General features: G+C 54.5%; 12 protein-coding genes. 9 read left to right on the forward strand and 3 right to left on the reverse strand.

From position 1 onward, the window contains the following. The first annotated feature begins 70 nt into the window (after nucleotides 1–70). Both D2E25_RS05665 and groL read left to right on the forward strand, forming a co-directional pair. Complete coding sequence (locus tag D2E25_RS05665) at nucleotides 71–274, forward strand: cold-shock protein (RefSeq protein ID WP_125980715.1); 204 nt, start codon at nucleotides 71–73, stop codon at nucleotides 272–274. A gap of 280 nt (nucleotides 275–554) precedes the next feature. Next, nucleotides 555–2180 carry a chaperonin GroEL gene (gene groL / locus D2E25_RS05670; RefSeq protein WP_125980717.1) on the forward strand — a complete coding sequence of 542 codons (1626 nt, stop codon included), beginning with the start codon at nucleotides 555–557 and terminating at the stop codon, nucleotides 2178–2180. Nucleotides 2181–2343: 163 nt separating this feature from the next. Here the strand turns inward: groL and D2E25_RS05675 are convergent, their stop codons facing one another. After that, entirely contained in the window at nucleotides 2344–2637 is a 294-nt protein-coding gene (locus tag D2E25_RS05675; protein WP_125980720.1) for a WXG100 family type VII secretion target, read from the reverse strand. Nucleotides 2638–2731: 94 nt separating this feature from the next. Between D2E25_RS05675 and D2E25_RS10580 the strand changes: the two genes are divergently transcribed. From D2E25_RS10580 to D2E25_RS05700, 5 genes are all read left to right on the forward strand, one after another. After that, on the forward strand, nucleotides 2732–3850 hold the full coding sequence (locus D2E25_RS10580) for a hypothetical protein (RefSeq protein ID WP_125980723.1): 1119 nt from the start codon (nucleotides 2732–2734) through the stop codon (nucleotides 3848–3850). Beyond that, nucleotides 3843–4580, forward strand: a complete 738-nt coding sequence (locus D2E25_RS05685) for a response regulator transcription factor (protein WP_125980725.1) — start codon at nucleotides 3843–3845, stop codon at nucleotides 4578–4580. The genes D2E25_RS10580 and D2E25_RS05685 overlap by 8 nt, the downstream gene beginning before the upstream one ends. Before the next feature lie 124 nt (nucleotides 4581–4704). Further along, a complete protein-coding gene (locus D2E25_RS05690) occupies nucleotides 4705–6537 on the forward strand; it encodes a sensor histidine kinase (protein WP_164514755.1) in 1833 nt (610 codons plus the stop codon). 171 nt (nucleotides 6538–6708) lie between these two features. Continuing rightward, nucleotides 6709–7098 (forward strand): cold-shock protein, encoded by a 390-nt coding sequence (locus D2E25_RS05695; protein ID WP_125980727.1) that lies wholly within the window; start codon nucleotides 6709–6711, stop codon nucleotides 7096–7098. Between the two features lie 23 nt (nucleotides 7099–7121). After that, nucleotides 7122–8678, forward strand: coding sequence for a DUF3027 domain-containing protein (locus D2E25_RS05700; protein ID WP_125980729.1), 1557 nt, complete (start codon nucleotides 7122–7124; stop codon nucleotides 8676–8678). A 123-nt stretch (nucleotides 8679–8801) separates the two neighbouring features. Here the strand turns inward: D2E25_RS05700 and D2E25_RS05705 are convergent, their stop codons facing one another. Next, nucleotides 8802–9797: a universal stress protein gene (locus D2E25_RS05705; protein ID WP_125980732.1), complete on the reverse strand. Its 996-nt coding sequence runs from the start codon at nucleotides 9795–9797 to the stop codon at nucleotides 8802–8804. Nucleotides 9798–9934: 137 nt separating this feature from the next. On the opposite strand from D2E25_RS05705, the gene D2E25_RS05710 reads away from it, so the two are divergent. Together D2E25_RS05710 and D2E25_RS05715 are read left to right on the forward strand one after the other, a co-directional pair. Then, nucleotides 9935–12544: an ATP-dependent Clp protease ATP-binding subunit gene (locus tag D2E25_RS05710; RefSeq protein ID WP_125980734.1), complete on the forward strand. Its 2610-nt coding sequence runs from the start codon at nucleotides 9935–9937 to the stop codon at nucleotides 12542–12544. A gap of 343 nt (nucleotides 12545–12887) precedes the next feature. Continuing rightward, complete coding sequence (locus tag D2E25_RS05715) at nucleotides 12888–14525, forward strand: bifunctional metallophosphatase/5'-nucleotidase (RefSeq protein ID WP_164514737.1); 1638 nt, start codon at nucleotides 12888–12890, stop codon at nucleotides 14523–14525. Here the strand turns inward: D2E25_RS05715 and D2E25_RS05720 are convergent. Beyond that, the gene (locus D2E25_RS05720) at nucleotides 14498–15367 is read right to left on the reverse strand and encodes a LysR family transcriptional regulator (protein ID WP_164514738.1); all 870 of its coding nucleotides are present in this window, start codon (nucleotides 15365–15367) and stop codon (nucleotides 14498–14500) included. The two genes, D2E25_RS05715 and D2E25_RS05720, sit on opposite strands and share 28 nt — an antisense overlap. Between the last annotated feature and the right edge of the window lie 21 nt (nucleotides 15368–15388).

Here is a 15388-nt window from a genome sequence, read left to right on the forward strand (position 1 = left end):
GGGGATGCGGTGTGGTTTTGAGTTCTCTTCCGCTTGTTCGCGGCATTTGGAACAAGGGAAAGAAAAAATCATGGCACAGGGAACTGTGAAGTTCTTCAGCGCGGGAAAGGGATACGGATTCATTAATCCTGACGATGGTGGTGATGACGTATTCGTCCACTACTCGGTGATCCAAGCTGATGGATTCAAGACGCTGAATGAGGGTGATAGGGTCGAATATGAGGCTGAACAGGGGCCGAAAGGTACTCAGGCCACAAAAGTGGTGAAGCTCTGAATTCGACTTGAATACCTTGTTGGGGGAAGGCTCGGCGCATAAACGCCGGGCTTTCCCCTTTTTGTTTCACGCGTATGTTTCACGCGGGATTAGTGGCTCAAATTCAAGCCAACAGCGCAATCATGTATACAGATGTTGGCACTCGGGCACCGAGAGTGCTAATCTCCCAATTAGCACTCGGGGCATGAGAGTGATAACCGGCAGCTGACGGCTGGCAATCACGCCCGTGACTTGCGGGTGGAAACTAGTACCGTGAAAGCCATTTGGAGGATTGACAACCATGGCAAAGATCATCGCATACGACGAGGATGCCCGTCAGGGAATGCTCGCTGGTCTTGACAAGCTCGCGAACACCGTTAAGGTCACGCTGGGCCCGAAGGGTCGTAACGTCGTGCTCGACAAGTCCTACGGCGCTCCGACCATCACTAACGATGGTGTGTCCATCGCTAAGGAAATTGACCTCGAGGATCCGTACGAGCGTATCGGCGCTGAGCTGGTCAAGGAAGTTGCTAAGAAGACCGATGACGTCGCTGGCGACGGCACCACTACTGCTACCGTGCTTGCTCAGGCTCTCGTGCACGAAGGCCTGAAGAACGTGGTGGCTGGCTCCAACCCGATCGCGCTGCGCCGCGGTATCGAGAAGGCTTCCGAAGTTATCGTTAAGGAACTGGTCGCTGCTGCTAAGGACGTGGAGACCAAGGACCAGATTGCAGCAACCGCAACCATTTCTGCTGCTGATCCTGAGGTTGGCGAGAAGATCGCTGAAGCTCTGGACAAGGTTGGTCAGGACGGCGTTGTGACCGTTGAGGACAACAACCGCTTCGGCCTTGACCTCGAGTTCACCGAGGGCATGCGCTTCGACAAGGGCTACATCGCTCCGTACTTCGTGACCAACGCTGAAGACCAGACTGCAGTGCTTGAAGACCCGTACATCCTGCTGACCTCCGGCAAGGTGTCCAGCCAGCAGGATGTTGTGCACATCGCTGAACTGGTGATGAAGTCCGGCAAGCCGCTGCTGATCATCGCTGAGGACGTTGACGGCGAAGCACTGCCGACCCTGATCCTGAACAAGATCCGTGGCACCTTCAACTCTTGCGCTGTTAAGGCTCCTGGCTTCGGCGATCGTCGTAAGGCTATGCTGCAGGATATGGCTATCCTGACCGGCGCTCAGGTGGTGTCTGATGAGCTGGGCCTCAAGCTCGACTCCATCGACATGTCTGTGCTCGGTACCGCTAAGAAGGTCATCGTTTCCAAGGATGAGACCACGATCGTCTCCGGCGGTGGCGACAAGGCTGACGTTGAGGCTCGCGTGGCTCAGATCCGCGCTGAGATCGAGAAGACTGACTCTGACTACGATCGTGAGAAGCTGCAGGAGCGCCTGGCCAAGCTGGCCGGCGGCGTGGCTGTCATCAAGGTCGGCGCTGCTACCGAGGTTGAGGCCAAGGAACGCAAGCACCGCATTGAAGATGCTGTGCGCAACGCTAAGGCTGCTATCGAGGAAGGCCTGCTGCCTGGCGGTGGCGTGGCCCTGGTTCAGGCTGCTAAGAAGGCTGAGTCCGATGAGGCTGTCACCTCGCTGACTGGTGAGGAAGCCACTGGCGCTGCCATCGTGTTCCGTGCTGTCGAGGCTCCGATCAAGCAGATCGCTGAGAACTCCGGCGTGTCCGGTGACGTGGTGTTCAACAAGGTTCGTGAGCTGCCGGAGGGCCAGGGCTTCAACGCCGCCACCGACACCTACGAAGACCTGCTGGCTGCTGGCGTGACCGACCCGGTCAAGGTGACCCGCTCCGCTCTGCAGAACGCTGCTTCCATCGCTGGCCTGTTCCTGACCACCGAAGCTGTGGTTGCGAACAAGCCGGAGCCGAAGCCGGCTGCTCCGGCTGCTGGCGCCGACATGGGCTACTGATCGAAGCCCCAAGTCGATAACCGCTGACGCTGAGCGAACGGTCGCTCAGACGTGTTGACCGGTAAGGGGAGATGCTCCGTAACGGAGTGTCTCCCCTTACTGCGTTGTTGGCCAGTAGCGTCCATCAATGTTTCCAGCGATGATGCGCACAGTGCAACAACTGTCAGCCGGCAGCAAACAAACGTGATGCTTGCGTTTCTGCGTCGGCATACACCGTAGAAGCCTGAGTTAATGCGTTTTGGATAGATTCCAATGATGCTTCCATCTGCTGTTGTGCGGCTCTCCATTGAGCGCTCACCGATGTGAACTGTGTGGCTGCAGTTCCTCGCCATGCATCTTGCAAACCATTGAGATTGGCATACATGCCGTTCACTGCTTGGCGTATCGCGGCGATTGACGCGCTCACAGCGGCTGATGAACTTTGGATCCGCTCTGAATCGACTTGAAATTGGGGCATAATCGCATCCTTTCTGACCGTGGTTTTTCGTGTGTTCCGTGTACGGTGCGCACCACCGTCGACGTGATTGCAATCGGCGGCTAATCTGGACGATATGACATTGCGAACGATTGGGTATGAAAAAACGAATGATGTGGTCGAAGGCTCGCCATCTACGGGGGTATACGGCGTGTCGCATAGCACAAAATGGGTAATGCAAGGGCTCTATCGCATCATGTGCGTCATGCTAGCTGTGGTGTTGTGGATAACTACTTCTTCGATGTTGTTCACGTCCACACCGGCTATGGCTGCTGGAGATTCATCAGATTCTTCAGAGAGTCAACCCACATTCTCACAGGACATTATTGATCCTGAAAACGTGCTCGGATCAGATGTGGCCTCTGTTACTGACGCCATGAAGAAAACGAAGGACAAAACTGGCGTCACCGTTAAATTGTCGTATTTAACCAACTTTTCCGGGGCGAAAAATCCTGACGCATGGGCGCAGAAAGCGCTTGACGCTTCTGACCCTAAGCCGAATACTGTGCTTCTTGCCGCCGCATTGAATGATGGTCGACTGGTTGTAGCGATTTCATCCAATTCTGATGATTGGCTGCTTGATAAGCAAACCGCCTCGCAGCTATCACAAGCGGCACTTGACCCTATTGTGAGCGGGGATTCGCCTGATTGGTCGGCGTCAGCGATTGCCATGATGGATATGATTGCTACGCTCAAACAGACTTCAACACGCAAAAGCGAAGTAGCAATTGGCGTTGCTGCAATGGGTGGCGTGCTCGTGGCATTGATCGCCATTGTTGTTGTGGTGACCATCATCAGGCGTCGGCGTGAAGTGAATAAGGATTCTCGCGAAACAATCGAGACGGATACCGAAGAGGCAACGAGCAAGCGCTCGAAGCCATCACGCTCCGGTTCTGCACGTCGCGCGCGTCGTGCACGCCGTTCGGCTACCGCGTCTGACACAACCCGTGCGGATGACACTGCTAATCCGCGTACGGGTACGTCATCTGCTGATAGTGCGTCTGAAAACGAGACCGATCGATTTAACGCGTGGCTCGCTTCCATTGCCTCTCAGGATGCACAAAGCCCAGCGGGTTCGCAGGATTCAGCTGATTCGCAGGGCGCATCGGACTCGCATAACGACACAACCATCGAAGGCACAGCGGACGTTCAGGAAACGTCCAGCACTGCGCGTCAAGCTGGAGTACATGAGTAAGCCTATTGAAGCATCGATTGTAGTTGTGGACGACGAGCCCTCCATCCGCGAGCTGCTCGTCGCTTCTTTGCATTTCGCCGGATTTGAAGTAGCCACTGCGGCCTCCGGCTCTGAGGCCATCGGGGTGATTGAAAAAACCCAGCCGGATCTTATTGTTCTGGATGTCATGCTCCCTGATATTGACGGATTCACCGTAACCCGCCGTATCCGGCAGGAGGGCATCACCGCACCGGTACTGTTCTTGACCGCGCGCGATGATACGCAGGACAAGGTTATGGGTTTGACCGTTGGCGGCGATGATTATGTCACTAAGCCGTTCAGCCTCGAAGAAGTCGTCGCACGTATTCGCGCAATCCTGCGCCGTACTCGCGAACAGATTGAAGATGACCCGATCATTCGCGTTGGCGATCTCGAAATCAATGAGGACTCGCACGATGTCTCGCGTGCCGGCCAGCCGATCGACTTGAGCCCCACTGAATACAAGTTGCTGCGCTACCTGATGGATAATGAAGGTCGCGTGCTGTCGAAAGCACAAATCCTCGATCATGTGTGGCAGTATGACTGGGGTGGAGACGCTGCCATCGTCGAATCATATATTTCATACCTGCGTAAGAAAGTTGATGGCATTGTTGTCACTGATGAGAACGGTGAACAGCATAAGGTAACGCCGCTCATCGAAACCAAGCGTGGTATCGGATATATGATCCGCGAGCCCAAGGTCGCAGCATAGGAGCGGCATGATGACTGCGCAAGATCAGCCGGTTCGGACCTCGGCGCAGCCCGTCGCCGCACCTGCTTTAGCATCTGGAGCGCCAGGGCAACCAGTACCGCCCACAGTGCCCGTAACGCCCGGAATGCCTGGAGCTCCAGGAGCAAATAACGCGAACGGTAGCACTAGCCGCAACGGTGGCAAGCCAAGCGTGTGGTCATGGTTACGCGCCAAATTTGTACACAGTGTTGACGCGATTCCGCTCGCCACAAAAATCGTCACCTGCACGGTGGTGCTACTCATCGTCGGTACTGCTGGCATTTCGTTTACACTGCGGCAACTGGTAAGCAACTACATGTTGGAAAAAACCGATATGCAGTTGTTACGCCAATCGCAGTTGGTGCTCGATAACATCAAAGTACTGTCCGCCTCAAGCGAAGACAACGGTAGCAATAGTTTGCTGAACAGCTACTTTTTGCAAATTCGCGACGACAATGATGTGATCACCTCAAATGCATTGGTGCCGCAACTCAAAGATGGTGTGACTTCGATGCCACTGCTGCCACCGAGCGGCAGCCGTGGGGGAGTGCAACTGCAGCAGCCGTTTACGACTACTGCTCACGTGACCACCAATGGCACCATTACTGACCGCAGCACGCTGACTACTGCTGAAGCACCGTGGCGTGTGGTGGCATTGCCATGGGTTGATAAAGCAGCTGGTAAAACCGGTATTTGCTACATCGGCTTGTCGATGAGTGACCAGTTGGACACTACGCGTACGCTGACTCGATACTGTTTTACCGTTGGCTTGGCGATTGTTATTTTGGGTGCGTTGCTTGCAACGCTCCTGACGCAACGCACACTTGCACCGTTGAAGCGTATTGAGAAAACAGCGGCAAAAATCGCAGCTGGTGATTTAAGTCAACGAGTGCCTCCAGCTCCGGAAAACACGGAAGTTGGTTCGCTCGCAGCCTCTCTGAACGCTATGCTCGCTCGCATTGAGCAAAGCTTCCATGAGCAGGAAGAGACGACGGAGAAGATGAAACGATTCGTCTCCGATGCGAGCCACGAGTTGCGTACACCGCTTGCTGCTATTCACGGGTATGCGGAATTGTATAAGATGCAGCGCGATCTGCCGGGAGCGCTTGAACGCGCTGATGAGTCTATTGAGCACATTGAAGCATCTAGCTCGCGTATGACGGTGCTGGTGGAAGATTTGCTGTCGTTGGCTCGACTCGATGAGGGGCGTGGCATTGATATTACGCAGCAAGTGCCGCTCACATCGCTGGTTGCTGACGCGACCGATGATCTGCATGCACTTGACCCTGAACGTGCTATTCGACTGGGCTCGTTGGTATTCCAGCCCGCTGGCGCGGATGGTGGAAGCTCGCCTGCTGGATTGGAATTTGTTGAGGGGCCTTTGCCTGAAGTGACGCTTAAGGGTGATGGTTCGCGACTACGCCAAGTGGTTACCAATATCGTCGGTAATATTCACCGCTATACGCCTGCTGACTCGCCGGTAGAAACGTCGATTGGTGTGATGCCAGCATCAATCAGTCCGGAATCATTGGCACGTATGCCTGCCAATGAAACGTCCATGCGTTATTTCATTGAAGCGGTGGATGTGAGCCAGTCCATGCAAATGGGCATGAATTATGCAGTGATTCGCTTCTCTGATCACGGGCCGGGTGTGCCTGCCGAATCGCGTTCGAAAATATTTGAGCGCTTCTATACGGCCGATCCTTCTCGCGCACGCTTGAAGGGTGGCACCGGTTTGGGCATGGCTATCGCACAGTCGGTGGTTAAGGCGCATAAGGGCTTTATCTGCGCTACTGGAAGCCAGGGTGGCGGCTTGACGCTTACCGTAGTGTTGCCGATTGCTCCTTTGGAACCGGCATCGAGTGCGATTCCAGCTGCATCGCATGATGGCAAAGAGACGCGTAAGGGGCGTACGGAGCGTCAACATCGTTCCAAGTAGCCGCTCGCAATCGGCTCCAAGAGTAGTTGCATAGGGCGTTGGCGACACGACTGTGTCTGCCAGCGCCCTATCGCTTATAGCCGAGGCCAGACTTTGAGGTAAACTGAATATTTGGTGTATTGATGGGAGCAGACATGGGGTCTGCGGGTCTGATGAGTAGTGAGGTTTGCTATGCCCAGTGGACGCGTACGGTGGTTTGATGCCAATAAGGGATACGGATTCATTACCGGCGAAGACGGCAAGGATGTATTCACGCCAGCAACGGCCCTGCCCGCCGGTGTCACGAACCTGCGCAAGGGCGCGAAAGTTGAGTTTTCGGTAGTTGATGGCCGCAAGGGGCCTCAGGCAATGGGCGTAACCCTGGTGGCGGCTGTGCCGTCATTAGTAAAGGCCACGCGCCCTAAGCCAGATGATATGGCGGCGATTGTCGAAGATCTTATTAAGTTGCTTGATTCCGCAGGCAATGGTTTGCGCCGTCATCGTTACCCCTCTGCTGCAGAAAGCAAGAAGTTGGCCACGCTGCTGCGCGCAGTGGCTGACAATTTTGACGTTCAGGACTAACGCGAGCGGGGGAGGGGACGACGATGCCGGAAACGACTAAGGATCCCGAATCGATCGCGCGCGCTGTAGCTCTCGAGGTTGCGGAAGAGCCTGACCATGTTGGTGACTTCGTTCAGGCCATTGACCTTGGTGACAATGTCACTGATTTTCGCTTCACATCGCTGTTGCGCGGGTATGAAGGCTGGCAGTGGTCGGTTACGCTATACCACGATGTTGAGCTGGATGAATGGACGGTCAACGAGTCATCGCTCACGCCTACTGATCAGGCATTGCGCCCGCCAGCTTGGATTCCGTGGAAAGATCGCTTGCTGCCGACGGATCTGTCGGTTACTGATTCGATCGGTACTGAACCGGATGATCCGCGTCTTGAAGATGGATTCCAAGAAAACACGGATAGTGCGTCGAAGCAAGGTACTGAGCTGGATGCGGCAGCTGGCGATACGGGCGCTAGCACTACGGCGGACAATGATACAAACGATGACAGTGTGAACGCTGACAGTGCTGCAAGTGCAGATAATGGCGCACAGCTGTCTGCTACAGCACCGTCCGACAGTGCCGCAGCTGACAATGCGGTGTCATCTGACAATACCGTGCTGTCCGATAACACTGTGCCGTCCGATAGTGCGGTGTCATCTGATAGCGCTGCACAATCCGCTGAAGCTGCCGAGGATGCTACTGCGCCGGTGAGCTCGCCAGAGGATATTGATGATGCAGTGAGCGCATTCGACTTGTCACGCCGCCATGTGTTAACGCCGCTTGGCCGTGCACAGACTGCGAAGCGTTGGTATGAGGGCCCGCGCGGTCCAAAGTCGTTGTCTACTAAGACAGCAGCCGGAAACTTGTGCTCTACCTGCGGTTTTTGCGTGCCAATTCAAGGCGAGTTGGGCGTTATGTTTGGCGTATGCGCGAACAAATGGAGTCCAGACGATGGTCGCGTAGTGTCACTCGACCATGGTTGTGGTGAACATTCGGAGATCGATCCGCCTGAGCCTAGCCACTTGTGGATTCAGTCCAAACCTGCATTCGATGATCTGCACATCGATGTCATCGCGCAGACTCCGCGCGAAGAGCATGACGAAGTTGATCTGATCGAGCAGCTGCATAATACGGATGCCGAGCAGCCAGCAGACGATGATGCTTCTGAAACTGATACTGCAACTGAGACTGCTGAGCTGATTGAAGTGCCCTCTGATGCAGAAGGTGCTGAGGAATCTTCTGAGCAGACCGCTGAAGAAGCGGCTGGAGAAGAAGCTGCTGAAACAGTTGCTGAGGAAACTGTCGAAGATATTGCTGAAGAGACTTCAGAAGCAGTGTCTTTCGAGAGCCAAGATCAGGACACACAGTCAGAAGTTCCAGCTGAGCCAGCTGCTGATATGGAGCTGGCAGACGCGCAGACTGAACTTGTGAGCGATGCGGTAGCTGAGCAACCTACAGGAGTTGCAGAGCCTGCAACTGAAGAATCTGCAACAGAGGAGTCTGCAACTGAAGAACCAGTTGAAGAACCTGCATCAGCTGATGACTTGGATACTGCTGACGAAGAAGACAATAACGCCGAATCGAATGCTGATTACCAGTACTGATTACCAGTACTGATTATTGTGCGTCGCGCATAAGGTGAATATGTATAAAGCCTGTGGAGCTGATACAAGAAAAACTCCATGTATCAGCTCCACAGGCTTTAACCATATGCGCGGGAATCGCGGTTAATGCACAATCGTGACCGTGCATTCAGCAAAATTCAGAATTTGCTTAGACACAGATCCAAGGAAGTGCGCATCAAGGCCACTTAATCCGCGCGAACCCACTACGAGATGCCCAGCATAGCGTGACGCACTCGTCAGTCCCTTAGCGGCAGCAATATGGAACGCGCTGCCCTGCACGTCAAGGCCTTCAGGAATGGAGGCTTCATCCAGCATCTTTTGCACAATCGTCTCGGCATACTGTTGACCGGCTTCAATCGGCGCAATCGCATTCTCATAGCCAGGAACAGTTCCCAAATCACGCAACTGCCAGCAGAACATCACATGCAACGGCAGATCATGCAGCTTTGCCAAATCAAGAGCAAAGTTCAGCGCATGCTTCGATGTCACTGAACCATCCACGCCAACAACAATCGGCCGACGCGAACCATCCGCTGTATCACGATGCGGACGCGAATCAGCTGAGCCAGGAACAAGCGCATTAGCGATCTCATCCTGCACGCTCTCATCCTCATTGCCCGCAATACGCACCACCGTCACCGGCACCTTTGCCGACTCAGCAAGCGAAGCTGATAGAGACCCCAGGAACCAGCGCGTTACACGGCCTAGCGAGCGACGGCCAACAACAATCTGCTGTGCATCTGAGCCAATCTGCAACAGTCCAGTAGTGCCAGAGGCATGCACAGAAGTGAGTTTGAGATTCGTCGGGTCAAACGGAATCCCATGACTCGCCTCTTCAACCCAATGCAAAAGCTGCGCAGTGATCTGCTCACGGACCTTAGCCCACTCTTCAGGCGTGTTCGGCTGTTCCCAACCCATGTCCCACGAGTGCGTCCATGCAAACACCGCATTTACACACTGGCCGGTTAACGCAGCCTCGCGTAATGCCCACTGCAATGCGGCAAACGACCCCTCTGAGCCGTCTACGCCAACAACAATATCGCCCAACGTGCCACCTTGCACAGAACGGTTTGCAGAATTCACGAATGCTTCGGTCATGGCATCCTCCTTGTTGCTTTGCCTACACTCCAGCATAACGTTTCGGTTGCGTCCTCAGCGCAATTAGCACGCCGGAAGGCATAAACGTCACCGCAAATCGGTAGAGTGGTGTGAACTATCGAGATGGAAGGACAAGCATGTTCGAACGGTTTACCGACCGTGCAAGGCGCGTGATCGTGTTGGCGCAGGAAGAGGCACGCTCTCTCCAGCACAACTACATCGGCACCGAACACCTGCTGCTCGGCCTGATCCGCGAAGGCGAAGGTGTTGCCGCCAAGGCGCTCGCCGCCAAAGGTGTGACGCTAGACGACACTCGTAAGCAGGTCGAGGAGATGATCGGCAAAGGTAACGCGGCACCTAACGGGCACATCCCGTTCACTCCGCACGCTAAGCAGGTGTTGGAGCTGAGTCTGCGCGAAGCGCTGCAGCTCGGTCACAGCTACATTGGTACTGAGCACATTCTGCTCGGTCTGATCCGCGAAGGCGAAGGCGTAGGTACCCAGGTCCTGATCAAAATGGACGTGGATTTGGGTGAACTGCGTTCCGCAACAATCGACATGATTCGCGGTAACTCTGGCACCGGTGCTGGCGAAGGCAAGGGCGATTTGGCGAATGCCGGCGGCGTGCAGGATAAGAGCCGCCAGACCGGTTCCGCTATTCTTGACCAGTTCGGTCGCAATCTGACCGCTGAAGCCGCAGAAGGCAAGCTGGACCCGGTCATCGGGCGTTCTAACGAGATTGAACGCGTGATGGTAGTGCTTTCTCGCCGCACGAAGAACAATCCGGTGCTGATTGGCGAGCCAGGCGTTGGTAAGACTGCTGTGGTTGAAGGCCTCGCGCAGAAGATCAACGCTGGTGACGTGCCGGAAACCTTGAAGGGCAAGCAGGTGTACTCGCTTGACCTAGGCTCTATGGTGGCTGGTTCACGCTACCGTGGTGATTTTGAGGAACGCTTGAAGAAGGTCTTGAAGGAAATCAAGACTCGCGGTGACATCGTACTGTTTATCGATGAGATTCATACGATTGTCGGCGCTGGCTCAGCAGACGGCGCACTGGGTGCTTCTGACATGTTGAAGCCAATGCTTGCGCGTGGCGAACTGCAGACCATTGGTGCAACCACGACCGACGAGTACCGTAAGTACATTGAAAAGGATGCGGCGCTTGAACGTCGTTTCCAGCCGATTCAGGTGCATGAGCCGACAATTGCAGAAACCATTGAGATCTTGAAGGGTCTGCGCTCTCGTTATGAGAATCATCACCATGTGACGATTACTGACGGTGCGTTGCAGTCTGCTGCCGAACTGTCAGCACGCTACATTCAGGATCGCAACCTGCCGGATAAGGCTATTGACCTGATTGATGAGGCTGGTGCGCGCCTGCGTATCAAGCGTTTGACCGCTCCGCCAGAGCTTAAGGAACTCGACACGAAGGTCGCTAAGATCGCTGCCGACAAAGACCAGGCCATTAAGGACCAGGACTTTGAGAAGGCTGCCGAGCTGCGCGACAAGCAGGAGAAGCTGGAAGCCGAACGCAAGGAGAAGGAATCCTCTTGGCGTGAAGGCGAATCTGACGTGAAGATGGTTGTGGATGAGGATGTTATCGCACAGGTAATTTCTTCCACCACTGGCATCCCCGTGTTCAAGCTGACGCAAGCGGAATCGAAGAAGCTGCTGAGCATGGAAGCGGAGTTGCATAAGCGCATCATCGGTCAGGATGAAGCTGTGTCTGCGCTGTCGCGTTCGATCCGTCGTACGCGCGTCGGCCTCAAGGATCCGAAGCGTCCTGCAGGCTCGTTTATTTTCGCTGGCCCGACCGGTGTGGGTAAGACTGAGCTGGCTAAGGCACTCGCAGAGTTCCTGTTTGATGATGAGGATGCGTTGATTCGCGTCGACATGTCCGAATTCTCCGAGAAGTACGCCGCATCGCGTCTCTTCGGTGCGCCTCCGGGATACGTCGGCTACGAGGAGGGCGGCGAGCTCACCGAAAAGGTGCGCCGCAAGCCGTTCTCTGTTGTCCTGTTCGACGAGATCGAGAAGGCTCACCCGGATATCTTCAACACGTTGTTGCAGGTGTTGGATGATGGCCACTTGACTGACGGTCAGGGCCGCAAGGTCGACTTTAAGAACACGATCATCATCCTGACGACCAACCTTGGTACGCGTGATATCGCAAAGTTCGCGAACACGGGCTTCAACCTCGGCACGAACACCGAGTCGAGCTACCAGCGCATGAAGGACCAGGTATCGAGCGAGCTTAAGCAGCAGTTCCGCCCCGAGTTCCTCAACCGTCTGGATGACATCATCGTATTCCGCCAGCTCACCGAGCCGCAGGTACGTCAGATTGTCGACTTGGATGTCAAGCAGCTCAACGATCGTCTGTTCGACCGTCACATGTCGCTTGAACTCACCGACAAGGCGAAGGATCTGCTCGCGCAGAAGGGCTTCGATCCGCTGCTGGGCGCCCGTCCGCTGCGTCGCGTGATTCAGCGCGACATCGAAGACGCCATCTCGGAGAAGATCCTGATGGGCGACTTGAAGGACGGTCAGCGCGTTGTGGTCGATGCGGAAGGCGAGGGCATTCTCGGCGAATTCACTTTTAAGGGTGAAACGTTCGAGGACGCTCAGCCTACGGAAAGCAGCGACAATACTGATACGCCTGAACTGGCAACGGCTAGCGTTGAAGCCGCGCCTGGCACTGCTGGAGCATCTGACTCCTCAGATGCGAGTGATAGCAACACTCAAGAGTGACAGCATTGTGAAACAGTGAGACTGTTCCACAAATTGCGAGGAAAACCCCGATTCTTGAACAAGGATCGGGGTTTTTTGCATATACACCGTGTTTGCATACGTATTTTCAGTAGATGCGCGGCTTATAAAATGGCTTTGCTGGAAATTCACTGCGATGTCATCTGTATTCGCTCGAGGATTTAATCTGCTCACATAGATTGGCCATGTGAGCAGGATGAATTTCCGCAACACCTTGCGTAGCAAGGCAATGCACAGTGCATCATGGTTCCGTCTGCGCGTTTCAGCTCTATCTCAATCTCGACGTGCGATTATCATACCGTCTCTCCTCACTGTTGTAGCGCTTATGATGACGCTTACTGCAGTACCAGGAGCTCGCGCTGCTTGGTTTGCCGCCGATTCACCTGATTCAGCAACGGTGACTATCGCAGACATTACTGATTTTCATGGGCATATTGAACGCGGAACCGACGTGGCTCGCGCGTTCGAAATCGCGAGAAGTCACAATCCTGGGGCGATGATTCCTGTCTCTGCAGGAGACCTGGTAGGAGGCTCTCCATACGATTCCGCATCCCAAAACGATGAACCGACTTTACGTATGGCTCAGGCATGGGGTTTGCACATTTCCGCATTGGGCAACCACGAACTTGACCGTGGTGTGCATGATTTCAACGAACGTATTGCCGATCCAGCTCATGGCATTGATTGGCTGTGTGCTAACGCGCGTAAAACGGTCAAAACCAACCGGCTGAAAGATTATGTGATTCGTACGGTCAATGGGCGACGCATCGCCTTTATTGGTGCAATCACCGATGCACTACGAGCAGTAACAACCCCAAGCATTATGAGGGATATTACGCTTGACGAACCGGCTGTGGGCGCTATTAATCGTGTTGCCGATCAGCTGTCTGATGGCAACGAATCTAATGGTGAAGCAGATGCTATTGTAGTGCTGCTCCACGCGGACGCCGAAGCCGCTACAAAAAAGGGTGTGAAGGGGCTCAACCGTAATGTTGACCTCGTGTATGCCGGTCACAGTCACGCTGTGAAATCTGGCCGAACAGCAGCAGGTGCTCCCGTAATTGAAGCGGGCAGTTTTGGTGCTGATATGGCTGTCCAAGATTTGACAATCACCGGCTATGGGCGTCACGCACATGTGAGCGTCAACAATGTTGATTTAGGCAATGGTGCTGAACACACCAGTGTTGCCGGCGTTATGAGCGTAACTGGGCTTGCCGCACACCCGAAGCAGGCAGCATGGTTGTCAGCTGGGGCAGCAGGAGACACAGCCGTATCTCAATGTGAGCGTATCGTCGCTGACGCTGAGCGCGCAGCCGCTCGCAAAGGATCCCAGGTAGTAGGAACTATCGCGCCCGGATCGTATTTCGGCAAAGTCACCAACGCAGAAAGCTCGCTCGGCATGCTGGTAGCCGATGCGCAACGCGAGGAGATCTTGCAGCGCGTGCCACATGTGAACGGTATGCAATCGAGCATACCGGTCGTCGGTTTTTCCAATAACGGTAGTTTGCGTACGAGGAATCTTGATGCCAATGGTGATGGGCGTATCACGTTACGTGAGGTAGACAGCATGCTGGCATTGCAATTCCATACGGCATACGTGACCCTCACGGGCAAGCAGTTGCGCGCTGCGCTCGCACAGCAGTGGCGCGAACATGATGGGCGTACGGTGGTGGGGTGGCTTGGCGTTTCCTCAAACGTGTCCTACCGCTATGTGATGCGCGATCAGAGCACCGGCAAGCATGATGATGACCGCTTTGTTGACATCGTGGACTTGACCATTGACGGGCAGCTAATCGACGATGATGATACTGTGATCGCCGCTGGTAATTCGTTCTTGCTGCAAGGCGGTGACCGATACACTGCGTTCCGGTTAGGACGTGACTATCGAGAGCTGAACGTGGGATATAACCAAGCCTTGATCGATTATCTTGAACATCATCCGCGTCTTGAATCCTTCAGATAGTCAAGAAACTCGCGTTGCAACCCGGTCAGCCTGCCCGGCCGATAGCACAAGTCAATACTTGCCTGCACGTGAGGGCTAATGCTGATAAGCGCCACACGCGGATCAGCAGGCACAATACGTCGCATGAGCAGCGACACACCCACGCCTTGCGCCACATAATCGACGATATTGGCAATCTGACTATCAGTGCCGACGATGTTAGGCTCAAATCCGGCCGTGCGACACAGTTCGACGCAGTCCAAGTATGGCCGAGAATCCTTCGGTTCGAAGAAGAACCGCTCATTGGCAAGTTCGCTAACACTCACTGACGCGCGCCGAGCGAGCGGATGCGCTTTGGCAACAACAAGCACCATATGATCGCGTGCGATTGGCAAACGAGTAAACGAATGTGTGCCGCTATCGTTTTTAATGAACGCAAAATCGCAGCGCCCTTCATCGAGCATGACTTCCAGGTCTTCAGAACGGGAAGTAAATACGCTACAACGGTGATTCGTGTCGCGCATAAACGCAGAAATTAGACTCGTAAGCCCGTATTCGGAAGCTGATGGAATCATGCCGAATGCCAGCGAATTGCCGTTCGAAAAATTACGTGCCAGTTGCGCGTCAAAAGCATCCTGTACGTCAGCGATTTTGTCAGCGTACGTTAAATATAGCGAGCCAACTGCGGTGAGCCTCACTTCGCGCGTGGTGCGTTCAAAAAGGCGGAATCCCAACGATTCTTCCAGATTATGAATGCGTTTTGTCAACGACGATTGACTAATACCTAACGAGCGTGCTGCTTCAGTGAAATTATGATATTGCGCCACCGCAAGAAAACTCTCGAGATACTCCAGATGCATCATGACAAAGCCTTTCACCATCAA

Origin of the sequence: Bifidobacterium goeldii, from assembly GCF_003951095.1 — a bacterium.
In the GTDB taxonomy this organism is placed as follows: domain Bacteria; phylum Actinomycetota; class Actinomycetes; order Actinomycetales; family Bifidobacteriaceae; genus Bifidobacterium; species Bifidobacterium goeldii.